The organism is Kribbella antiqua, assembly GCF_004345665.1.
Classification (GTDB): domain Bacteria; phylum Actinomycetota; class Actinomycetes; order Propionibacteriales; family Kribbellaceae; genus Kribbella; species Kribbella antiqua.
In genome coordinates this window covers 120,888-143,537 of sequence record NZ_SLWR01000009.1, presented here as the reverse complement: position 1 = coordinate 143,537, position 22,650 = coordinate 120,888, and the positions used below count along the sequence as shown (strand labels likewise).

Sequence of the window (22,650 nt, the reverse complement as noted above, 5' to 3'; positions counted from 1 at the left end):
GGATAAACCGGTCGGAGCACCCCTTGACAACCACTACGATTGTGCGCATGAGCCAGACGTCCCGTGTTCCAGACAAGCCCAGCCTCGACGGTCTCGAGGAGAAGTGGGCTGCCGTATGGAAGGAGCAGCAGACCTACGCCTTCGACCGGAGGGCCGAGCGCGCCGAGGTTTACTCCATCGACACGCCGCCGCCGACCGTGTCCGGGTCGCTGCACGTCGGGCACATCTTCAGCTACACCCACACCGATCTGGTCGCCCGGTTCCAGCGGATGCGCGGGAAGAAGGTCTTCTACCCGATCGGCTGGGACGACAACGGCCTGCCCACCGAGCGCCGGGTCCAGAACTACTACGGCGTCCGGTGCGACCCGTCCCTGCCGTACGACCCCGACTTCACCCCACCGGAGAAGCCGGATCCGAAGCGGCAGGTTCCGATCAGCCGGCAGAACTTCGTCGACCTGTGCGGCGAGCTCACCCACATCGACGAGCAGGCGTTCGAGGCGATGTGGCGGCGAGTCGGGCTGAGCGTCGACTGGTCGTACCTCTACACCACGATTTCGGAGGATTCCCGCCGTACGTCGCAGCGCGCCTTCCTGCGCAACTTCGCCCGCGGTGAGGCGTATCTGGCCGAGGCTCCCACGATGTGGGACGTCACGTTCCAGACCGCGGTCGCCCAGGCCGAGCTGGAGGCGCGGGACTACCCGGGCTTCTTCCACCGGATCGCGTTCCACGCGCCGCACGGGCCGGTCTACATCGAGACCACCCGGCCGGAGCTGATCCCAGCCTGTGTCGCGCTGATCGCCCACCCGGACGACGAGCGGTACCAGGGCTTGTTCGGCAAGACGGTGACGTCGCCACTGTTCGGCGTCGAACTGCCGGTTCTGCCGCACGAGGCGGCCGAGCCGGACAAGGGCGCCGGTATCGCGATGTGCTGCACCTTCGGTGACCTGACCGACGTTCAGTGGTGGCGTGAGCTGCAGCTGCCGGTCCGGACCGTCATCGGCCGCGACGGCCGCCTGCTACGGGAGACGCCACCGTGGCTGGAGGGCTCCGAGCTGTACGGCGAGCTGGCCGGCAAGACGGTCTTCAGCGCCCGTGAGCTGATCGTCGAGAAGCTTCGCGAGAGCGGCGACCTGGACGGCAACCCGACGCCGACGCAGCGGATGGCGAACTTCTTCGAGAAGGGCGACAAGCCGCTGGAGATCGTCTCGACCCGGCAGTGGTACATCCGGAACGGCGGCCGCGACGCGGACCTGAAGCAGGAGTTCGTCGAGCGCGGCGAAGAGCTGGCCTGGGTCCCGGAGCACATGCGCCACCGGTACCTGAACTGGGTCGAAGGGCTGAACGGCGACTGGCTGATCTCCCGCCAGCGCTTCTTCGGCGTCCCGTTCCCGGTCTGGTACCCGATCGACGCCGACGGAGAGCCGGACTACGACCACCCGCTCATGCCCAGCGAAGCCGAGCTCCCGATCGACCCGACCTCCCAGGCACCACGTGGGTACGACGAGTCGCAGCGCGGCAAGCCGGGCGGTTTCGAGGCCGACCCCGATGTGATGGACACCTGGGCGACCTCGTCGCTGACCCCGCACATCGTCTGCGGCTGGGAGCGGGATCCGGACCTGTTCGCCCGGACCTTCCCGATGGACCTGAACACGCACGCGCACGAGATCATCCGGACCTGGCTGTTCTCCCGCGTCGTCCGGGCCCACTTCGAGAACGGCACGCTGCCGTGGGCGCGGTCGATGATCTCCGGCTTCGTCGTCGACCCGGACCGCAAGAAGATGTCCAAGTCCAAGGGCAACGTGGTCGTCCCGTCCGAGATCCTGGACAAGTTCGGCTCGGACGCGGTCCGCTGGCGCGCGGCGATGGCGCGGCCGGGGCTGGACTCGCCGTTCGACGAGTCGCAGATGAAGGTCGGCCGGCGGCTGGCGATCAAGGTCCTGAACGCGTCGAAGTTCGTGCTGGGCTTCGGTGCGTCGACGATTGATGCTTCCGCTGTCACGGAAGCGGTCGACCTGGCGATGCTGCGGCAGTTGCGGTCGGTTGTCGCCGATGCGACGGCAGCGTTCGAGCGGTACGACTACACCGGTGCGCTCGAGGTCGCGGAGCGGTTCTTCTGGACCTTCTGCGACGACTACGTGGAGCTGGTCAAGGAGCGTGCGTACCGGGATGATGACGCCGGCGCCGCTTCGGCTCGCGCTGCGTTGGCTGTTGCGTTGTCGGTCCAGTTGCGGTTGCTCGCGCCGTACCTGCCCTTCGCGACCGAGGAGGTTTGGTCGTGGTGGCAGGAGGGTTCGATCCACCTGAGCCGCTGGCCGGAGCCGGACGTCGACCTCGCCGTCGCCGAGCAGGACCCGGAGGTCCTCGACGCGGTCTCCGAGGTGCTCGCCGGGATCCGCGGAGCCAAGTCGGAGGAAAAGGTCTCGATGAAGACCGAGGTCAGCAAGGTCGAGGTCACCGGTCCGGCCGCCCGCCTCGCCCTGGCCGAACGCGCCGAGGGCGACCTGCGCGCCGCCGGCCGGATCACCGGCGAGATCATCTGGCACGCGGACGAGACGGGCCCGGTCAAGGTCGTCGCGACCCTCTGACGGGTTCACAACCGAACACGTAGCGCCCGTCGCCCTCCTGGGAGGCGGGCGCTACCGCCATACCCCGAACGGCTACGCTGCGAAACCGGTTTGTGCCGATGTGGAACCATCGGGTCGAACCGCGCGACCATGCCAGTCCCGAGGAGCCCCACCATGAGCGACCCCACCACCCCGGACCGCACCACCCCGGAGGCTCCCCCCACCCCGAGTACGCCGCCCAACGGTGGCGGAGCGAGCGACGTCGCAAGCACTCCGCCGGCGAAGCCCGCCGCGCCCGCACAACCCGCCAAGACCAGCACTACCACCGGCTCGGCGTCCTCCGCTGCCTCGGCCGACGCACGCTCCGGCGAGACCGCCGGCAAGCCCGCGGCAGCCGACTCCACCACGAAGAAGAAGCCGTCGCAGCCCTCGCGCCCCTCGAAAACCACCGCTGCCGCAGCCGCCTCCGCCGAGAAGGCGGCGACCGGCGACACGACGAAGGTCGAGACCGGGAAACCAGCGGACGCCCCGAAGGCTGATGCCGCGAAGGCGCCTGCCGCGGATGGGAACGCTGCCAAGGCTGAAGCTGCAGTGGGTGCGGAGGGGGAAACCGCAGAGAGCAAGAGCGGGGACGCGAAGGCGGACGCCGCGAAGGGTGGGGACACCAAAGCTGAGGCTGGGAAGGCTGCGGCGGCGGGGAAGAAGAAGTGGTATCGGCGGGTTCGGGTGCGGGGGCCTTGGGCGACTGTGGTGGGCGTGGTCGTCGTACTGGTGGTGCTGGCTGTGATCGGATACGTGTGGGGGCTCGGGCCGCTGAATCGGCTGAACGCGGAGCGTGGGATCACGCCGCCGGCGACCCTCGCGGGGCTTGACCGGATCACAGACCAGGAGATCCGCAAGCAGGCTCAGCTCGACGAGACCCGCGAGGCATTGAGCCGCATCAACGACGGCAAGCAGGTAACAGTCGAGGCGTACGGAAACCTCGACGGCAACCGCATGTTCGTAGTGATCGCCCTCCGCGGCAAGGTCGACATCGACAAGACCGTCGCGGACTCCGGCGCCACCGGCGACCAGATCAAGAAGGTCGGCCGCGCCACCTGCGTCGAAACCGGCAACCTCCCCACCCAGTGCTACCGCGGCTCTAACACCCTCACCGTCATAGTCCAATCCGCCAACGACGGCGTCACCGTTGACCAGGTAGCCCCCGTCACCGAAGAAGCGTTCAACGCAATGAAGTGACCCCGGCGCACCGGCACATGCCGTACCTGGAAGAGTTGGTGCATGCCCAAGAGCCGCGGCCGCAAGAAGACCAAGCAGCAACGGCAGTCGCACGGCAATCCAGCCGCTGCCGGCCGGAGCAACGCGGTTCGTGGCCTGCCCTACGAATTCAGCCTGTCCAGCTCCGATCAGGACCCGCTCGACGCGGAAACCTTGGCGTCCGCCGTCTGTGGGGCCGGTTGGCAGGCCGACGGACCAGGGACCGACGACTACGCAGGCGTGCGGGATCTACTCGCCAACGCCCAGCGAGGCATGCCCAAGGCCGGCACCCTCGAGTTCGCCATCCTCGCCGCCAGGATGGTGCCAGATCACGCCCTGGCCGATCAGGCCCGCGCGATCGCCGCCGACCTGATCGCACGCGGCACCCGCGAACCGAAGTGGTCCGCCGTACTCGATGACCTGACGTTCCGGGAGTGCTGGACGATGCGCGAGGTGTACGGCGACTCGGCCAGCGTGCTGTGCTCGTTCGAGCGAGCCGGTCGTGTCCATGCGCTCTCGATACTGGTCGACCTCAACCACCCGGGCGGCTGGGCTCACGACATTCTTCTCGTCGACGACGTCGTACAGGCTCTGGCGATGATGCGAGAGGAAGCGGCCAGGGACGAGGCCATGGTCCTGGAGCAGTCCGACCCCGCGGAGGTCCGGCGACTGCTGGAAGACGCGTTCGAGGCCACCGACCGCACCTGGACTGCGGACGTCTCGGAGGAGTTCGAGGACCTTCGTTCGTTGGCGCTGTCCAGACTCAAGGTCCTGCCCGATCCTGCGCCCCGCGTAGAGCGCGCCGAAGTCGACGAGGAGACCAGGGATCGCGTGGTACGGGCGTTCCTCGCGTCACCCGAAGCGGCGGAGCTGCCAGCCGGCCAAGACCTTGAGCATTGCGTCCGGTTGATCGTGCAGTACGGCGCCGACTACGACGACGGCAAGATGCTGCGAGTCAGTCCTGCCAAGCTCGACATCTTCCTGCTCGGCTGGTTGCCGAGGAAAGTCATGCTCAGCGCCGAGGAGCGCGCCGTACTGCCGCTGTTGGTGCCGGCATGGATCAAGTGGGCCGGGTCTCGCGAAGGCCTGTCACCAGTTGTGCTCGAGGAGGTTCTCAAGGCCGGGCGGGAGAGCCTCGGTCACTTCGACGAGGTCTACGACGACGCCGCCAACATGTCACCCGGCCGCCTGCTCATCGAAGGACTCGAGCCGACAGAGAACGCTGATGCTCCGCAGGACGCTCTTGACCGGCGGACATTCGCGATGCCGTACTTCGGCACCCGGATCGGCGGCGAGGACTATCCGCGGCTGAACCCGAACGATCCGGACGAGCGCAGCATCCTGATCGAGGGCGAACACCCCGAGTACCACGACGCTCTGAATGATCCGGCGGTCGTCGGCGAGGTCGACGGAGTGAACCCGCACCTGCACCTCGCGATGCACGAAGTCGTCACGAACCAGTTGTGGAACGACGATCCGCCCGAGGTCTGGCAGGCGGCGCGAAGACTGCAAGCCCAAGGCCACGACAGGCACGACATCCTGCACGCCATCGGCGAACTGGTCGCCCGTCAGCTGCACGGGGTCCTGACGAACCACCAGCCCGTCGACCTCGACCAGTACCGCGCTGGTCTCGACAAGCTCGGTCGGTGATCAGCCGAGGACGCCCACGATCGCAGTCATGATCGGGATCGATAGCAGGGTGCTCAGAAGTACGGCGCTGCGGGCCAGGGTGCGAGTGGTGCGGTAGTGGACGGCGTAGACGTAGACGTTTTGCGCGGTGGGGAGGGCGGCTAGGAGGGTGGTGGCCAGGAGGGCGTGGCCGTGGAGGTCCAGGAGCCAGCGGCCTACGGCGTAGGCGGCCAGTGGTTGCAGGAAGACCTTGAGGAGGACCGCTAGTACGACGTCTCGTCGGATGATGATCGAGTCGCGAGTACCCGAGCTCAGGCTGAGGCCGTAGGCGACCAGGCCGACCGGGACCGCCGCCGCGGCGACGAGGTCGATCGGCCGCATGACCACGGGCGGCAGATCCACGCCAAGTGACGCGACCAGGAGCCCGAGCAACGACGCCACGGTCAGCGGGTTGCGCAGCGGCCGCGTGAGCAGGGTCCGCAACGAGACCCGCCGCCCCGACCCCTGCCGGTCACCATCGAGTACGGCGAAGGCGATCGGCGCCATCACCAGCAACTGGAACAGCACGATCGGCGCGACCAGCGCACCGTCACCCAGCACATACGCGGCGACAGGCACACCGAGATTGCCCGCGTTGACGTACGACGACGCGAGTACGCCGATCGTCGCCTGAGACCGGGTGCGTCGCCAGACCAGCGCCATCACGACGAAGACCACCTGGACGACGAGCAGGCTGGCCAGGTTCGTCAGCGCGACCGGCGAGAAGATCGAGTGCAGATCCGCCCGGGCGACCGTTGTGAACAGCAACGCCGGCGTCGCCACGAAGAACGCCAGCCGCGACAGGACCAACTCGTCCTCGGCCCGCAGTACGCCGATCCGCCCGATGACGTAACCGAGTACGGCGACCGAGACCAGCGCGACGAAGGCTCCAACGACGGCGGACACCGGCGGTCACACACTCATCGGCTTCGTCACCCCCGCGATGTTATCCGAAACCGTGACTACAGATGCTGCCCGCTCAGACACTGGACAACCGCCCGCACCTCATCGTCTCGGCGTCACCATATAGTTGCCGTCAGCAACTCCTCCGTCCGGATCCCCAGCCCTGTAACGGTTCCCGCCATCCACAGCACCGAATCGGCGATTTGGCTTGATCGAACATGTGTTCTAATATAGATGCATGACGGGCCTTGTGACCATCCAGCCCGGCGGCGGCCACCCGGTCCCCGCCGGCACGGTCGCGCCCACCTCGTGTGCGCCCGCCCTGTCTGGCTCCAGCCACCCGATCTGCTGCGCACATTGCACGGCCTGGCCGCCTGGGCCGCCCGACTACATTCCCGACGACCTGCCCGACCCGATCGACCACGATCTTTCCGTCGACCCGGAATCCGTCCCCGAGCCGGACGATTGGGATGTCGAGCTGGACGCGCCGGTGGCCACGACCCGATCCTCGCGCGTCGACGACCTGGACTGGCAGGAATGGCACGGCGTGGAACAGGACGAGGCCGACCGCGCCCTGCTCGCCCTGGACGCCCCCGCCTGGCTGTCGCTGCCGCCCGGCGGCGCCCTCGCGGCCGCGCTGGAAGACACCCGCCCGCGAGCCATGTCGCCGATCGCGTTGATGGAGCTGATGAAGGCCACCACCCGGATGGTCGCCTGGGCCGAATCGATCAAGGCCGAGGCGATGGCGTCGTTCTACCGGCACCGCCGAGCCGAACACACCGAGTCCCCGCGTCCCACCCAGCTCGACACCCGGGGCCGCCCGATCGACCCCGACCGCTCCTGGCACGCCGAACTCGCCCTCGCCCTCGGCCTGTCCCCCACCACCGTCGCCCGCCACGTCACCACCGCGCTGCGCCTCACCAGCACCCTGCGCGCCACCCACACCGCCCTGAAATGCGGCACGCTCACCTGGGGCAAGGCCCTGGCCATCTCCGAAGCCACCACCAACCTGCCCGATGAGGCCGCCCAGGCCGTCGAGGCCCACGTGCTGAAACGCGCCCCGACCCAGACCCACCGCAACCTGCTCGAATCCCTGCGCCGCCAGGTCGCCAAACACACCACCCGCCAGGACGCCGAAGATCACCGCGCCGCCGTCGCCGACCGCACCTGCAAAATCGTCCCCCTCCCCAACGGCATGGCCGGGCTGTGGATCGTCCACACCGCCGACAAGATCCAGCAAATCTGGGTCACCATCCAAGCCATCGCAGCCCTCGCCAAACGCGGCACCCCCACCGGCGCCCCGACCAACGACGCCCCGACCAACGACTCTGCAACCAGCGCCGCCACGAACGGGCCCGCCGCGGGGCAGCCTGCCGCCAACACGAACGCCACTGGCAGTCCCACCACCGGCGACACCACCACCAGTTCACCCACCGGCGACAACGCGACCGGGGCACCCGCCACCACCGGCCCCGCCACCTACAACCCGGCCACCGTGGACCCCGCCACCACGAACACCTCCCGGAACAACGCCGCGACCACGCAGCGGAATACCACCAGCGATAGGCTCTCGACCACCGCAACTGTCGGCACCCCGCCCACCGACGCCACAAACGCGACGGCACCTGCAGAAAGCAAACCCACCCCGGCACCCACAGCCGCCGCAGCCGATCCACTCACCGCCGACACCAACAGCGGCACCGCCGACACCACCACCGGCACGATCACCGACGACCAAGGTGACGGCGCGACGCACCACGCCCCGCCCACGACACAACACCGAGACGACCTCACCGGAGGTCCGGTCAATGACACCGGGGCCGCCGAACAACCGCGTCCGGGCTCCAGCGCGGAACAGGTGGCGCACCACCACGCCACGAATCCGGCGCCAGCCACCCGCACAGCCGAACAGTCCGGCACAGACACCACTGCGGTGCCGGTGAAGGACACCCGGACCGCCGAACAGCGCCGCGCCGACGTCACCGCCGACCTGTTCGAGCACATCCTGCGCAACGGACTGGACTGGCTCGGGAGACGCCTACCCGACCAGCACCGCCGCCGACCCCACATCGAAGTCATCATCCCCGCCTCGACCCTCCTCGGCCTCGACGACGACCCCGCCGAACTGACCGGCTACGGACCCATCCCCGCCGAGATGGCCCGCCGCATCGCCACCGACGGCACCTGGCGACGACTGCTGACCGACCCGCTCAACGGCATCGTGCTGGAAGCCTCCACCACCCGCCACGACCCCGGCACCCTCGTCACCGAAACCCTGCTCGCCCGCCACCCCGTCTGCGCCTGGCCCGGCTGCAACCGCACCTCCCGCGACTGCGACCGCGACCACACCACCCCCTTCACCCAAACCGGCACCACCACCCTCACCGGCCTCGCCCCATACTGCGAATACCACCACGTCATCAAAGACACCCCCACCTGGGGCTGGACCACCACCAGCCACCCCGACGGCTCCATCACCCTCACCACCCCCACCGGCCACCGCCACACCACCGTCCCACCCGCCCGCGGCCCCATCACCACCCGCGGACCCATCACCGAACCGCCCGACGCCGCGGGCACGACGAGCGCGTGTGTCGGCAGAAACAGGCACGACGCCGACGTCGCCTGGGCCGCCGAAAGCGACGATCCCCGCAGCCTGCCCACGAGCCAGCCCATCGCCACGCTGCGACGCGAGGCTTCCCAGCACCCACCGCCCTTCTGACCCACCGCCCTGGTGATCCGACCCACCGCCCTGCTGATCCGACCCACCGCCCTGCTGATCCGACCCACCGCCCTGCTGATCCGACCCACCGCCCTGCTGATCCGACCCACCGCCCGCCGCATCAGAGGCACAGGCTTCTGATCAGGCGCACCGGCCAGCAGGTCGCCGTACCCTCAGTCCACCGCTCCACCCAGTGGTCCTGACCGGGCTGACCGAGTCACGTCGGACAGGACCGCCTCGGCGCCTGTCGGGATCAGCTTGCTCTGAGACAGATGAATGTCGATGACCGACATCCGCCGTACCGACCAGGGTTCGAAGACCTGCTGGGCTCCGCACGGCATCCGGTCGCTCCGCTGGCCACGCCAGAGCGATGCCTCGATGCTGGTGGCGCGCAACCTGCCTCAGCCGGAAGTCCACCTGCGTTACGGCAATCCGTCCGCCCAAGGGTCCCCAAGCAGGGCACGGAACCGTAACCCGTCAGATGCTGACGATTCAGCGGTGTGACTGGAAAGATTCCACCATCGACGCTCAGGATGCCGCTATGACTACTTCCGCTCGACTGACTCGTGCTGCGGCCGCCGCGGCCCTCCTGGTGACGGCCGCCCTCGTCCCCACCGCAGCCGCCGCGACCTCAGGCACGCTGCCGATTGGTGACTCGGACCTGGCGGAGACCCGGAGCACTCAGGTGCTCGCCGGTGGGGTGACGTTGACGAAGATCGTGCGCGGTACCGAGCCGGCGCCGGCCGATCAGCTCAACACGACGACGCGCGGGCCGTGGGTGGTCAACGTGCTGACCATCGACCCGGCCAAGGCGAAGGGTCACCTGAAGGCCACCTACGGGCCGGATCTCGCGAAGGTGGAGAACACGTCGGTGCTGGTGAAGTCGGCAGGCGCGCTGGCGGGCGTGAACGCGTCGTTCTTCACGTTCACCGCCAACCCGCAGTACCCGGGTGATCCGGTCGGCCTCGGCATCTTCAACGGCAAACTGCTCAGCGAGCCGCTGACCGACCCGACCGAGGCCAACCTGCTGATCGATGCCAAGAGCAACAAAGTCGTGATGGGCCACCTGCGCTGGACCGGCAGCGTCGTCAACCGCCAGACCGACATCAAGCTCCCCCTCGAGTTCGTCAACCACCCGCCGGTCGTCCCGGCCGACTGCGCGACCCTGCCCGACCAGACGACCTGCACCACTCCCGGCGATGTCGTGCTGTTCACGCCGGAGTTCGCGGCCGCGACGCCGTCGGGCGCGGGCGTCGAGGTGGTGCTGAATCGCTACGGCTGCGTCGTCCGTACGTCGACAACGCGCGGGACCAACCTCGCACCCGGCCAAACCTCCTTGCAGGCGACGGGGAAGGACACCGTCAGCCTGCTGAACACCGTGGCGAACGGCTGCCTGAACCGCACCATCAAGCTGGCGAACGAGAACGGTGACGACGTCCCGCTGCGCAGCGGCCTGTACGGCGTGACCGGACGCTACCGGCTCACCAAGAACGGCGAGATCGTCGTACCGGCCGGAACCGGCAGCTTCTTCGCCCGCAACCCGCGCACCATCGCCGGTACGACACGTGACGGCAAGATCCTGCTGGCGACGATCGACGGCCGCCAGACCACCAGCGTCGGTACGACGATGGACGAAACAGCCGCGGTGGCGAAGGCACTCGGGATGGACAACGCGATCAACCTGGACGGCGGCGGCTCGACCGCGATGGCGCTGCGCGACGGGACGCTGGTCAACCACCCCAGCGGAACGGGCGGTGCGGAGCGAGCGGTCGGCGACGCCATCGTCTTTGTCCCAGGTCGCTGACAGGCGCACTCTGAAGGAGTGCGACTGCTGCCGCTGCTGACGGCCGGCCTGCTGCTCGGGCCGGCCGGATGCGGCGCGCAGTCGGAGTCCGGAGAGGAGCCGGCCATGACCGCACCCAGCAGCATCACGGTGACGAGTACGGCGTTCCAGGAAGGCGCCAAGGTGCCGACGAAGTACACCTGCGACGGCCCCAACGTGTCGCCGCCGCTGGCCTGGAACGGCGTGCCACCAAAAACCCAGGCCCTTGCGCTGGTGATGGACGATCCCGACGCACCACGCGGCACCTTCACACACTGGGTGGTACTCGACCTCGATCCGTCCACCAACGCGCTCGCCGAGGGTCAGCAACCCCGCACACAGGCGAAGAACTCGGCGGGCAAGGCCTCGTACTTCGGCCCCTGCCCGCCGAGCGGCACCCACCACTACCGCTTCACCATCTACGCCCTGTCCGCGAAGACCGGTCTCAAAGACGGCGCCAAGCTGGACGAAGCACTGAAAGCCATCGACTCCAGGAGCATCGCCCGCGGCCGCCTCACGGGCCTCTACGCCCACTAACGCAAGGGTGCTCCAGATCACAGTCCCGTAACCAGGGATTGACGTTTCTGACTACGTAGACACATTCTGACTACGCAGTCAGAACGTCGAACCTGGTGAGGACGTTATGAGCGAGGGAAAGTCCGAGAGGCGCCGTCCGGGCAGCATGGACGTCGCCCGGCTGGCCGGTGTCTCGCAGAAGACGGTCTCCCGCGTCCTGAACGGCGAGCCGTACGTCAAGGAGGAGGTCCGCCTCCGCGTCCAGGCCGCGATGCGCGAACTCGGCTACCGCCGGAACAACAGCGCACGGGCCCTCAACTCGGGCCGGACCCGCCGCATCGGCGTGGTCTGCCTCGGTACGGCGCTCTTCGGGCCCTCGACCCAACTGGTCGCGATCGAGCGCACCCTGCGCGGAACGGGTTACTCGCTCAGCATCGTCAACACCCTCGAAGGCGACACCGGCGGCGTTGCCGGAGCGATCGAGCACCTGCTCGAGCAGGGTGTGGACGGCATCATCCTGTCCGAGCCGATCGAGGTCGAGGATCAGCCGATCGAGGTCGACATCCCGGTGCTCAGCTTCGGCCGGTTCCCCGGTCTCAGTGCACCGACCATCCTCCACACCGGCGGCGACAATGTCAGTGCCGGGCGGCTCGCGACCGAGCATCTGCTCGGGCTCGGGCACCGGACCGTCTGGCACGTCGCCGGACCGCAGCGCTGGTGGGCGTCGCGCGAACGCCTCCAAGGCTGGCGACAGGCCCTGGCCGCCGCCCGTGCGGCCGAACCGCCCGTACTGGAAGGCGATTGGCTACCGGCCTCCGGCTACGAAGCCGGCCGGAAGCTCGCCGCCAACGACGAGGTCACCGCGATCTTCGTCGCCAACGACGACATGGCGATCGGTGTGCTGCGCGCGCTCACCGAGGCCGGTCGCCACGTCCCCGGCGACGTCAGCATCGTCGGCTTCGACGACATTCCGTCCGCCGCCTTCCTGACGCCGCCCCTCACCACCGTCCCGCAGGACTTCGATATCCACGTCGCCCGCGGGATCGCGAATCTCGTCACGGAGATCGAGTCGCCCACCGGCGACCACTCTCCCGCGCCGGAGTCACCACCGCTCCAGCTGGTCATCCGTCACTCCACCGCCGCCGCGTCGTGACGGCCGTACCCACAACAGGCACACCCCGGGTCGAGGCCCGGCGCCCAGGCACCGCCTTGCCAACTTCCGAGGAGATGTTTCGCAGTGTTCATCAACAGGCTTTCCACGATCCGCCGGCGCGCAGCCGCCGGCACCGCACTCGTCCTGGCCGGCTCACTGGCCCTGGCGGCCTGTGGCGGCGGCGGGGACGATTCCGGCGGCGGCGCCACCCAGGCGCAGGCAGTCAGCCAGGCCGATATCGACAAGGCGATGTCCACGCCGACCCAACTCACCTTCTGGACCTGGGTGCCGAACATCCAGAAGGAGGTGGACCTCTTCCAGAAGAAGTACCCGGCGATCAAGGTGAAAGTGGTCAACGCCGGCCAGGGCACCCCGCACTACACCAAACTCCGGACCGCACTGAAGGCCGGCACCGGCGCACCCGACGCGGCCCAGATCGAGTTCCAGTACATCCCGACCTTCTCACTGACGAAGAGCCTGGTGGATCTTCGTCCGTACGGCGCTGAAGGGCTGAAGGACAAGTTCGTGCCCTGGACCTGGAACCAGGTGACCGGCGCCGACGGCCAGGTCTGGGCGATCCCGCAGGACAGCGGCCCGATGGGGATGCTGTACCGCAAGGACATCTTCGACAAGTACGGCATCACGGTGCCGAAGACCTGGGACGAGTTCGCCGCGGCGGCCCGCAAGCTGCACGCCGCGGACCCGAAGGTCTACATGACGAACCTCGCGCAAAACCAGGCCGGAGTCTGGTTCGGCCTGCTCTGGCAGGCCGGGGTCAAGCCGTTCGAGAACCCGACCGCCGAATCGGTCAAGGTCAATCTGAACAGCGACGAGTCCAAGAAACTCGCCGACTACTGGGGTGGCCTGATCAAGGACGGCGCGGTATCGGCCGATGCCGACTTCAACGACGGGTGGTACCAGGCGCTGAACCGCGGCAAGTACGCCACCTGGCTCACCGCCGCGTGGGGTCCGGTCTTCCTGGAAGGTAGCGCGAAGGCGACCAGTGGCAAGTGGCGTGCGGCGCCGCTGCCGCAGTGGGAGGCCGGCCAGAACGTCTCCGGTAACTGGGGTGGCTCGACGACGGCCGTTGTGCAGGGGACGAAGAACCCGATCGCCGCCGCGAAGCTGGCCGAGTTCATCAACACCGATCCCGAATCGACCAAGATGTTCGCGACCGAGCAGTTCCTGTTCCCCGTGACGAAGGCGCTGCTGGCCGACACGTCCTTCGTCGACCGGCCGCTGACGTTCTACGGCGGCCAGACGGTGAACAAGTTGTTCGCCGGGATCAGCGACACCGTGGACACGAAGTTCCAGTGGCCGCCCTTCCTGGACCAGTCCGTGAGCGACTGGAACGAGACGGTCGGCAAGTCGTTCGCGAACAAGAGCGATTCCAGCGCGGCGCTCGACCAATGGCAGGAACGGATCACGAAGTACGCGGAGAACCAGGGCTTCAAGGTCGAGCAATGAGCATCAACACCACCGATCAGCGGCTCGAGGCGCTGGCGCCGAGCCGCAGTGAGGCCCGTCGGCGGAGGCGTGGCGTGAGCCATGCCTCCACCGGCTACCTCTTCGTCGCGCCGTTCATGCTGGTGTTCCTCGCCATGCTGGTACTCCCCCTGATCTATGCGGCGTACCTCAGCCTGTTCCGGGAGCGGTTGATCGGCGGGACGGTCTTCGCCGGTCTGGAAAACTACACGCGGGCACTGACGGATCCCAAATTTCTGGACGGCGTGGGCCGGGTCGCGCTGTTCTTCCTGATCCAGGTGCCGATCATGCTGGTGATCGCGTTGCTGGCGGCGCTGGCCATCGACAGCGGCCTGCTGCGGATGGCGAAGGTCTTCCGGCTGGGCATCTTCCTGCCGTACGCCGTACCGGGCGTCGTGGCCACCCTCATGTGGGGTTACCTGTACGGCCCGGACTTCGGTCCATTCGCGCAGCTGGCCGACAAGCTCGGCCTGGCCGCACCGAAGTTCCTCAGCAGTGACTGGATGCTCGGATCGCTGGCGAACGTCGTCACCTGGGAGTTCACCGGCTACAACATGATCATCCTGTACGCCGCACTGCGGGCGGTGCCGCACGATCTCTACGAGGCCGCGGCGGTCGACGGAGCAGGCGCGATCCGCACCGCGTGGAGCATCAAGATTCCAGCGTTACGGCCGGCGCTGTTCGTCTGCCTGATCTTTTCGGTGATCGGCAGTTTCCAGCTGTTCAGCGAGCCCTGGCTGATGCGAACGCTGGCGCCGAGCGTCATCGACAGCGGTTATACACCGAACGTCTACGCCTACACACAGGCCTTCACCGGCCAGGAGGTGAACTACGCCGCTGCGGTGTCGTTCCTCCTCGGCCTCGTCATCGTCATCGTGTCGTACGCCGTCCTGCTCGTCACGGCGAGGAGGAGCCGGTCATGAGAGAACGACGCAACAACGTGCTCACGATCGGCATGGTTGTCATGCTGATCTATTTCCTGCTGCCGCTGTTCTGGCTGTTCGTGGCCTCGACGAAGACGGTGGGTGACCTGTTCTCGAGCTTCGGGCTGTGGTTCTCCGACGACTTCTCGCTGCTGTCCAACATCCGCGACACGGTGTCCACCAACAGTTGGGTGTTCTCGCGCTGGATGGGCAACACCATCTTGTACGCGGTGGTCAGCGCGGGCGGCGCGGCGTTCCTCTGCGCACTCGGCGGATACGGCTTCGCGAAGTACCGATTCCGCGGCAACGGGTCGATGTTCGGGCTGGTGCTCGGCGCGATCATGGTGCCGACCACAGCACTCGCGATCCCGACGTACTTGCTGTTCAGCAAGGCCGGGCTGGTGAACACGCCGTGGGCGATCATCCTGCCCTCGCTGGTCAGCCCGTTCGGCCTGTACCTGATGCGTATCTACGCGCAGGACGCGGTGCCGGACGGGATCATCGAGGCCGCCCGGATCGACGGAGCGGGTGAGTTCCGGATCTTCTTCCAGGTGGCGCTCCGGATGCTTGCCCCGGGCATCGTCACCGTGGTGCTGTTCACCCTGGTCGCGACCTGGAACAACTACTTCCTGCCGCTGATCATGCTGAACAACCCCGATCTGTACCCAGTCACCCTGGGGCTGGCCCAGTGGTCGTCGCAGGCCAGCGCCGGCGGCGGCACGACCGGTGCCGTGCTGTCGCTGGTGATCACCGGGTCCTTCCTGTCGGTCATCCCGCTGATCGCCGCGTTCCTGCTCCTGCAGCGGTACTGGCAGTCCGGGTTGGCCTCCGGCGGCGTCAAAGCGTGACTGTGCCCTTCGTAATTTGGCCTTCTACAGTTGGAGAAATACTGTGCAAGAACGTGTCCTCTTCGGGGCTGCGTACTATCACGAATATCAACCACACGACCGGCTGGAGCTGGATCTCGACCTGATGGCCGAGGCCCGGTTCTCGGTGATCCGGGTCGGTGAGTCCGTCTGGTCGACCTGGGAGCCGGAGAACGGTCGCTTCGACCTGGACTGGCTCCAGCCCGTTCTGGATGGTGCCCATGCGCGTGGCATCGCCGTACTGCTGGGCACCCCGACGTACGCCGTACCGCCGTGGCTGGTCCGGCTCTACCCGGAGATCGCCGGCGAGCGCAAGACCGGTCAGCGGATCCCGTGGGGTGCCCGCCAGGAGGTGGACTTCACCCACCCGGGCTTCCGCTTCCACGCCGAGCGGGTGATCCGCAAGATCGTCGCCCGGTACGTCGATCATCCGGCGGTGATCGGCTTCCAGGTCGACAACGAGCCGGGGAACGAGCTCCTCCACAACCATGGTGTATTCCAGCGGTTCGTGGACCGGCTGCGGCAGACGTACGGCGACGTGGACAAGCTCAACGACGAGTGGGGGCTCGTCTACTGGTCACACCGGCTGTCGGACTGGGCGGATCTCTGGACACCGGACGGCAACTTCCAGCCGCAGTACGACGTCGCGTGGCGCCAGTTCCAGGCAGACCAGACCACCGAGTTCATCGCCTGGCAGGCCGACATCGTCCGCGAGTACGCCCGCCCGGAGCAGTACGTCACCACCTGTATCGCCTACGACCGTCCTGCCGTCGCAGACGACGACCTGGTACGACGTCTCGACGTCACCGCGGGCAACGCGTACTACGCCATGCAGGACGGGCTACTCCAGCCACAGATCCAGCCGACCCAGCAGAACTGGACCACCACCGGCACCTGGGCGTTCTACCTCAGTGCTGACCGGATGTACTCGTCCAAGCAAGCACCGTTCCTGGTGACCGAGACGAACGCCCAGTCCATCGGCTTCCCGTGGAACAACCGGCCCGCGTACGACGGCCAGTGGCGGCAGGCGGCGTGGGCACTGGTCTCGCGTGGCGCGAAGATGATCGAGTACTGGCACTGGCACACGCTGCACTTCGGCGCCGAGACCTACTGGGGTGGCGTGCTCCCCCACAGCGGTCAGCCTGGTCGTACCTACAAGGAGATCGCCCTGCTGGGCGCTGAGCTCGAGACGGCGGGTGCACTGGTCGCGGATCTAATCCCTGACCACGACGTGACGATGCTCTACGACCTGCCCAGCAAGTGGTTGATGCAGAAGTACCCGCCGCTGGCCCACGAAGACGGCAGCCCGGACGACCGGTCGTACCACGGCCTGTTCGATCCCTTCTACCGTGGAGCTTTCGACGCCGGTCTGCAGGTGCGCATCCTGCACACCAGCCAGTTCTCCGACGACGACCATCCGGTGCTTGTCGTCCCGGGCCTCTACCTCGCAGACGACGACCTACTGGACCGGCTGGTCGCGTACGCCGCGGGCGGTGGTCATCTGGTCGTCGGACCACGGACTGGCTATGCGGACCACGAGGGGCGAGCTCGCACTGCCACCATGCCGGCCCGGCTCGCCGCCGCGGCTGGCATCAAGTACGACGAGTACAGCAACCTCTCAACGGACGTGCCGGTCCTTGGGCTCGGCGACGACGCAGCCGCGACTCGCTGGATCGACGGCCTACAGGTCGACGGTGCCGACGTACTCGCGAACTACCACCATCCGCACTTCGGGCGGTGGCCGGCGATCACGACCCGAGCGCATGGCGAGGGCCGGATCACCTATGTGGGAACTGTCCCCAACGGTCCACTCGCGGCCGCCTTGTTCCGCTGGATCAAGCCCAACGGGAATGATCTGCCGGCCAGCGTGACCGTCACCTCGGCGACCGCCGCCGACGGCCGGCGGCTGCGTTTCGTCCACAACTGGTCGTGGGACAGCGTGAGCGTCGACCTGCCCTCGCCGCTTCACGACGTACTCGCGGATGCCGCGGTCGACGACAAGCTCGACCTCGGCCCGTGGGACGTGCGGATCCTGGTCGAACCGGCTCAGTAGCCGTAGTCGCTGGACGAACGGGTCGGGGTCTGACTCGGTGCGGCGGTCGTGGTCGCGGCATGCCAGCTGAAGGTGATGTTGCCGAAGGCATCCTCCAGGTTGTTGCCCTTGCTCTGCCCCGGCCCGGTGTCGAGCTTGAACGTGTACAGCGGTTTGCCCTGGAAGGTGAGCTGGCTCTTGCCGGTGTCCGGCCGTTTCACGACGGCGAGTCCGTCCATCGACTTCGCCGTACTGTCGGATCCTTCGACCGGGAACCAGAAGGCCAGGCAGTCGGCGGTGCACATGATCGCACCGCCGGCTTCCTGGTCCGCGAAGTACAACGTCTTCCCGGCCGAGTCGACCAGCGCTTTCCCGACACCGCTGACGTCCCGCACGGAGACGGCACCGGAAGCCCCGTCCGGCGGTGGCGGGGCTTCCCCACCACCGCCGCCACTGCTGCAGGCAGTCAGCGCGGCCGCGAATACCGTTGCTCCAAGCAACAATTTCATGATGAGCTCCTCTCCCTGACAGACACGCACAATCGGCCCGCCTGGTTCAGAAGCTACACTCTTGCAATGATTGCAATACTCGTCGTCGCTGCGTTCTTCGCTGGGATGGGTGTGCTCGGGCTGGCGTCGCCCGCAGCGCTCGTCCGCCCTTTCGGGATCCAGGTGGCCGGCCCGCACGCGCGGACCGAGGTGCGGGCTGTGTACGGCGGGTTCGGGATCGCTGTCGCCGGGTTGCTCGTCGTTGCGGCGTTCGACGACGGGATCCGCCGTGGTGCGGTGATCGCTGTCGCGGTCGCACTGGCCGGAATGGCGACCGGCCGGTTGATCGGTCGGATCTTCGACCGGCCGGCCACCTTCTATCCGATCTGGTTCTACTTCTGGGTCGAGCTGGTGCTGGCCGCCGTACTGTGGTTCGCGGCGTGAATCACCAGCTGTTGTTGGAGATGTCGAGGCCGAGGTAGACCTGGTCGTAGGTGTTGCCGTCGTTGTCGTCGGTGTAGGCGACGGCCACTTCGGCGTACGGCGAGACCGCTACGACCATCTGCTCCTGGCGGCCGGTAGCAACCGAGCTGAGCCGCTGGGAGGACAGCCTGCCCGTGTCGGTGCCGTCGACGCCGAAGCCACGGACCCAGACGTCTGGGTCAGCCCCTTGGACGGTCCAGCCCACGACGGACTGGGACTGGTCGTCGATGCCGACGGACGGCGCCGTACCGCCGGCCGCGACTTCCACGTCAGCGAAGAGGGCGGTGCCGGCCGAGTTGAAAGTTCGCGTCCAGACACCCGCGGCGCCGGTGTGGTCGGACTCCCACGCGACCGCGAAGTCGCCGTTGAAGTTGGCCGCCACCGACGCGTGCGTCTGCTGCCCACCGCCGTTGAAGTTCGCCGTACGACGGGACAGCGTGGCAGCGCCGTTGGAGCGGCCCAGCCTGATCAGGCCGATGTTGTACGCCGCGTTGGCGTCGCCGTCCTCATCCCACACGACGACCGCGTCACCGGACGCGGAGACCGCGACGTCCGGTTTGTGGTGCTGGCCGGTCGTCTGTGAAGCGGTCACTTCCCAGGCACGCGTCGTCGGACCGGTGTACCCGGCCGCCCTGACCATGGCCTGGGCGCCGGTCTGGATGTCCTCCCACACGACCGTGAACGCGACCGCTCCCCCAGCCGGGGCACCGTCCGGGTCGACGGAGACCCGTGGGTTGATCTGCTGACCGGTGGAGCTGCTGTTGGCGTTGCCGGAGGCGGTGACGGTACCGGCGGTGTTCACCACGCGGTACGGGATGTTGTAGTAGCCGTTGCCGTCGGGGTCGTCAGCCCACACGACAACAGCGTTGCCCTTGTCGTCCAGCCCGACGTCCGGGTGGAGGTGGCGCCAGGTGGTGACGCCGCTGCTGCCGCCGGCGGACAGCTTGACCTCGTACAGCGAGGTGCCGTTGCGGTACACACGCAGGAAGATTTCGCTGTGCACATTGGTGGTCGCGTCGTCTGTGTCGCGGTCGTCCTCCCACACTACGGCGATGTAGCCGTTGCGGTTGGTCGCGATCGACGCATTGTCCTGATCACCGGTGGAGACGCTGTTGGCAGCCGACCAAGTCGGCGCCGCGATGTGAGCCTGCGCGGTCGGAGCACTGAGTGCGATGGAAGCTGCTGCCACCGCGACGATGCCGATTGTCTTCTTCATCATCGTCACACCGCCTGCAGGCCGGGCTGGCCCTCTTGGGCGACGAACGACTTCTGCGTGGTCGCCGCCGCGCCGTGCTCCGACACCTTGGCCACGGCCCGGAAGTCGGCCCGCAGCTGGGTCGGGCTGATCGTCGTACGGACATAACCGCGCCGGTTGTGGAAGAACTTCAGCCACGGATTCGTGCCGACGTCAGGGATCGTGGTGGCGCCGTCGCCGTCACCGCTGGAGGTGACCGAGCTGGTGACGAGTTCGGTCCCGATGGTGGCCGAGTTCGCGTTGTTGTAGTCGGCCTTCAGGTCGCTCGCCCACGCGCGATGGACGTCACCCGTGAGTACGACGGGATTGCGGGTGCCGCGATCGACCCAGCCCTGCTGGATCCGGGCGCGGGACGCGCGGTAGCCGTCCCACGAGTCCATGCTCGCGCCGGTCGAGTTGAAACGGCGAGCGAAGAACACCTGCTGACCGATGATGTCCCAGGTGCCGTAGTGCTGGTTGAGACCGTCGAGCAGCCAGGTCTCCTGCGCGTTGCCGGGCAGACTGCGTGAGGCGAGGTCAGCGTCCGAGCAGATCTGCCAGCCGTCACCACACGCTTGGTCGTTGCGGTACTGCCGCGTGTCGAGCATGTGGAAGGTGGCAAGGCTCCCCCACCGCAGCCTGCGGTAGAGCGGGATGCTGTTGCCACTGTTGGCCTGCGCCGGCCGCAGCGGCATGTTCTCGTAGTACGCCTGGTACGCCGCACTCCGCCGAGCGGTCCACTGCGCGGCCGTCAGCGCCGGGGTGTTGTTCTCGCGAATCGTGCCGGCGTAGTTGTTCTCCACCTCATGGTCATCCGGTACGACGATCCACGGCGCGGCCTGGTGTGCCGCCTGGAGGTCGGGGTCGGACTTGTACTGCGCATAGCGGCGGCGGTAGTCAGCCAGCGACACGATCTCCGCACCGACATGCGCCCGGGTCCGGCCGGCAACCGTGCCGTACTCGTATATGTAGTCACCCAGGTGGAGGATCAGGCCCGGGTTGTCCTCCGCCATCCGGCGGTAGACGGTGTAGTAGCCCTCCTCGTAGTGCGCACAGGAGGTGAACGCCATGGTCAGGTCACGCCCATTGGTTCCCACTGCGGGCGCCGTACGCGTGCGGCCGACGGGCGAGAGGTGGCCTTGGGCGCGGAAGCGATAGAAGTAGTCGGAGTCGGGGTTCAGCCCGCTGGCGATGACGTGGACCGAGTGAGCGGCGGCGTACGACGCCGTGACCGAACCGGAGGCGACAAGGGTGCTGAAGGCGTCGGTGGTCGACACCTGCCAGTCGACGACGACGTCGGCGTTGGCCATACCGCCTTGCCCGTCGGCGTTGAGGGGCGACGGGGCCAGCCGGGTCCAGAGCACGACACTGGTCGCGTCGGGCTCACCGGAGGCGATGCCGAGTTGGAAGGGATACGGGACTGCCGCGGTCGCCGCGATCACCGCCGTACGGACGGGAAGAGCACTCGCGCCGGCCGCGGCGAGACCGCCGAGGACAAGGGTTCTGCGACTGATTGGGCTCATGAGCCTCACCTTCACTACTACTCAGGGCGGTGGCTCCCCGGATTGCGTAACGGGCGACGGACGATCCGGGGAACCTTGAGAGTGAGTGGTGCTTGCTACCCATGGTGAGACAGATTCGGTAAATTTCCTACAGGTCAGCTGAGCACAAGTGTGAGCAGAACCGCGGCAGGGACGCCTTCGAGCAGCGTGTTCACCCACAACCTTCGCTCCGTCGCGAGCAGCACAAGGGCCAGGAAGACGTGCTGTCCGGCCGTGAACGCAACCAGCGCCTCGCCTTGCGGGACATGACCGGACCGCGCCAGTACGACGCCGAGCGCCAGCGCGACGCCGGTCGTCAGGTTGTAGAAGCCGAGATTCACGATCCACAACTTGACCGCGTCGAAGTCCCGGCGCTCGAGCAGGAAGAGCGGGTACAGCCGCGGATGCCGGTACAGGAACGACTCCATCACCCAGACAGAGGCGAGCAGCACCGCGATGACCACGGCCAGCACCTGGGCCGCCGTACTCATGACCGCGCCAAACTGACGCCGTGGCGGCTCGAGATCTCGCCAAGAGCCGCAAAATCGGTTGGGTCGGCGGTGGCGAGGTCGGCGAAGAAGGCGCCCATCTTGCCGGTCTGGCTGATGGTGAGGAACTTGGCCGACGGCGTCAGTACCGAGAATGTGTTCAGCGTGCCGGCTGGGATGCTGACCGACGCACCCGGCCCCAGGTCGTAGCCCTGATCGCCGGCCTGGACCAGGATCCGGCCCTGCAGCACGTAGAACGCCTTGCTCCACGACTCGCTGTGCGGCGGCGCGGCCGGACCGCGGGGCGCGTCGACCTCGAAGAGTTCGTACTGCGCTCCGGTGTGCTCGGCACCGATCTTGACGGTCACGGTCGCGTCCGGGGCGACGTACTCGGCGCCGGTACCGGCCGTGCTCAGGTGCACTGATTCAGTCATGATGTCCTCCCCCTGTTGGGTCTTTCGTCGACCGTAAGAAGCCGCTGAGGGTGGATCCATCCCGTGCGGGT

The 22,650-nt window shown here is 67.5% G+C and carries 18 protein-coding genes; 12 read left to right on the top strand and 6 right to left on the bottom strand.

Annotated features, from left to right (window positions below; translation table 11 throughout):
• The first annotated feature begins 47 nt into the window (after positions 1–47).
• The 3 genes from valS to EV646_RS25165 all read left to right on the top strand — a co-directional run bounded on the left by valS (position 48) and on the right by EV646_RS25165 (position 5,471).
• Positions 48–2,585, top strand: a complete 2,538-nt coding sequence (valS, locus tag EV646_RS25175; RefSeq protein ID WP_132152672.1) for a valine--tRNA ligase — start codon at positions 48–50, stop codon at positions 2,583–2,585.
• A 153-nt stretch (positions 2,586–2,738) separates the two neighbouring features.
• Positions 2,739–3,803 (top strand): hypothetical protein, encoded by a 1,065-nt coding sequence (locus EV646_RS40235; RefSeq protein WP_241996311.1) that lies wholly within the window; start codon positions 2,739–2,741, stop codon positions 3,801–3,803.
• A 42-nt stretch (positions 3,804–3,845) separates the two neighbouring features.
• Entirely contained in the window at positions 3,846–5,471 is a 1,626-nt protein-coding gene (locus tag EV646_RS25165; RefSeq protein ID WP_132152670.1) for a DUF1841 family protein, read from the top strand.
• Here the strand turns inward: EV646_RS25165 and EV646_RS25160 are convergent, their stop codons facing one another.
• On the bottom strand, positions 5,472–6,395 hold the full coding sequence (locus EV646_RS25160) for an AEC family transporter (RefSeq protein WP_132152668.1): 924 nt from the start codon (positions 6,393–6,395) through the stop codon (positions 5,472–5,474).
• A 235-nt stretch (positions 6,396–6,630) separates the two neighbouring features.
• Here EV646_RS25160 and EV646_RS40705 point away from each other — a divergent pair, with 235 nt between their 5' ends.
• The 8 genes from EV646_RS40705 (at position 6,631) to EV646_RS25120 (ending at position 17,932) form a co-directional block, all read left to right on the top strand.
• A complete protein-coding gene (locus tag EV646_RS40705) occupies positions 6,631–9,114 on the top strand; it encodes a DUF222 domain-containing protein (protein ID WP_132152666.1) in 2,484 nt (827 codons plus the stop codon).
• 541 nt (positions 9,115–9,655) lie between these two features.
• Positions 9,656–10,918: a phosphodiester glycosidase family protein gene (locus EV646_RS25150; RefSeq protein WP_132152664.1), complete on the top strand. Its 1,263-nt coding sequence runs from the start codon at positions 9,656–9,658 to the stop codon at positions 10,916–10,918.
• 18 nt (positions 10,919–10,936) lie between these two features.
• Positions 10,937–11,473 (top strand): YbhB/YbcL family Raf kinase inhibitor-like protein, encoded by a 537-nt coding sequence (locus tag EV646_RS25145; RefSeq protein WP_199237179.1) that lies wholly within the window; start codon positions 10,937–10,939, stop codon positions 11,471–11,473.
• A gap of 106 nt (positions 11,474–11,579) precedes the next feature.
• Positions 11,580–12,605 (top strand): LacI family DNA-binding transcriptional regulator, encoded by a 1,026-nt coding sequence (locus tag EV646_RS25140; protein WP_199237178.1) that lies wholly within the window; start codon positions 11,580–11,582, stop codon positions 12,603–12,605.
• Between the two features lie 84 nt (positions 12,606–12,689).
• On the top strand, positions 12,690–14,072 hold the full coding sequence (locus tag EV646_RS25135; RefSeq protein ID WP_199237177.1) for an ABC transporter substrate-binding protein: 1,383 nt from the start codon (positions 12,690–12,692) through the stop codon (positions 14,070–14,072).
• Positions 14,069–15,013, top strand: a complete 945-nt coding sequence (locus EV646_RS25130; RefSeq protein ID WP_132152662.1) for a carbohydrate ABC transporter permease — start codon at positions 14,069–14,071, stop codon at positions 15,011–15,013. Before EV646_RS25135 ends, EV646_RS25130 begins: the two co-directional genes overlap by 4 nt.
• Positions 15,010–15,861 carry a carbohydrate ABC transporter permease gene (locus EV646_RS25125; RefSeq protein ID WP_199237176.1) on the top strand — a complete coding sequence of 284 codons (852 nt, stop codon included), beginning with the start codon at positions 15,010–15,012 and terminating at the stop codon, positions 15,859–15,861. Before EV646_RS25130 ends, EV646_RS25125 begins: the two co-directional genes overlap by 4 nt.
• Before the next feature lie 43 nt (positions 15,862–15,904).
• Complete coding sequence (locus EV646_RS25120; RefSeq protein WP_199237175.1) at positions 15,905–17,932, top strand: beta-galactosidase; 2,028 nt, start codon at positions 15,905–15,907, stop codon at positions 17,930–17,932.
• On the opposite strand, the gene EV646_RS25115 is transcribed toward EV646_RS25120, so the two are convergent.
• Positions 17,926–18,420: a COG4315 family predicted lipoprotein gene (locus tag EV646_RS25115; protein ID WP_132152660.1), complete on the bottom strand. Its 495-nt coding sequence runs from the start codon at positions 18,418–18,420 to the stop codon at positions 17,926–17,928. The genes EV646_RS25120 and EV646_RS25115 overlap by 7 nt on opposite strands.
• A gap of 66 nt (positions 18,421–18,486) precedes the next feature.
• Here EV646_RS25115 and EV646_RS25110 point away from each other — a divergent pair, with 66 nt between their 5' ends.
• A complete protein-coding gene (locus EV646_RS25110) occupies positions 18,487–18,843 on the top strand; it encodes a DUF4345 domain-containing protein (RefSeq protein WP_132152658.1) in 357 nt (118 codons plus the stop codon).
• A 1-nt stretch (position 18,844) separates the two neighbouring features.
• Here EV646_RS25110 and EV646_RS25105 read toward each other — a convergent pair whose 3' ends face one another.
• The 4 genes from EV646_RS25105 to EV646_RS25090 all read right to left on the bottom strand — a co-directional run bounded on the left by EV646_RS25105 (position 18,845) and on the right by EV646_RS25090 (position 22,579).
• Entirely contained in the window at positions 18,845–20,101 is a 1,257-nt protein-coding gene (locus EV646_RS25105) for a hypothetical protein (RefSeq protein ID WP_241996310.1), read from the bottom strand.
• Between the two features lie 2 nt (positions 20,102–20,103).
• Positions 20,104–21,639, bottom strand: coding sequence for an alkaline phosphatase D family protein (locus EV646_RS25100; protein WP_132152656.1), 1,536 nt, complete (start codon positions 21,637–21,639; stop codon positions 20,104–20,106).
• A 134-nt stretch (positions 21,640–21,773) separates the two neighbouring features.
• The gene (locus tag EV646_RS25095; protein WP_132152654.1) at positions 21,774–22,148 is read right to left on the bottom strand and encodes a DUF1304 family protein; all 375 of its coding nucleotides are present in this window, start codon (positions 22,146–22,148) and stop codon (positions 21,774–21,776) included.
• Entirely contained in the window at positions 22,145–22,579 is a 435-nt protein-coding gene (locus EV646_RS25090) for a cupin domain-containing protein (protein WP_132152652.1), read from the bottom strand. Before EV646_RS25090 ends, EV646_RS25095 begins: the two co-directional genes overlap by 4 nt.
• Positions 22,580–22,650: the final 71 nt, after the last annotated feature.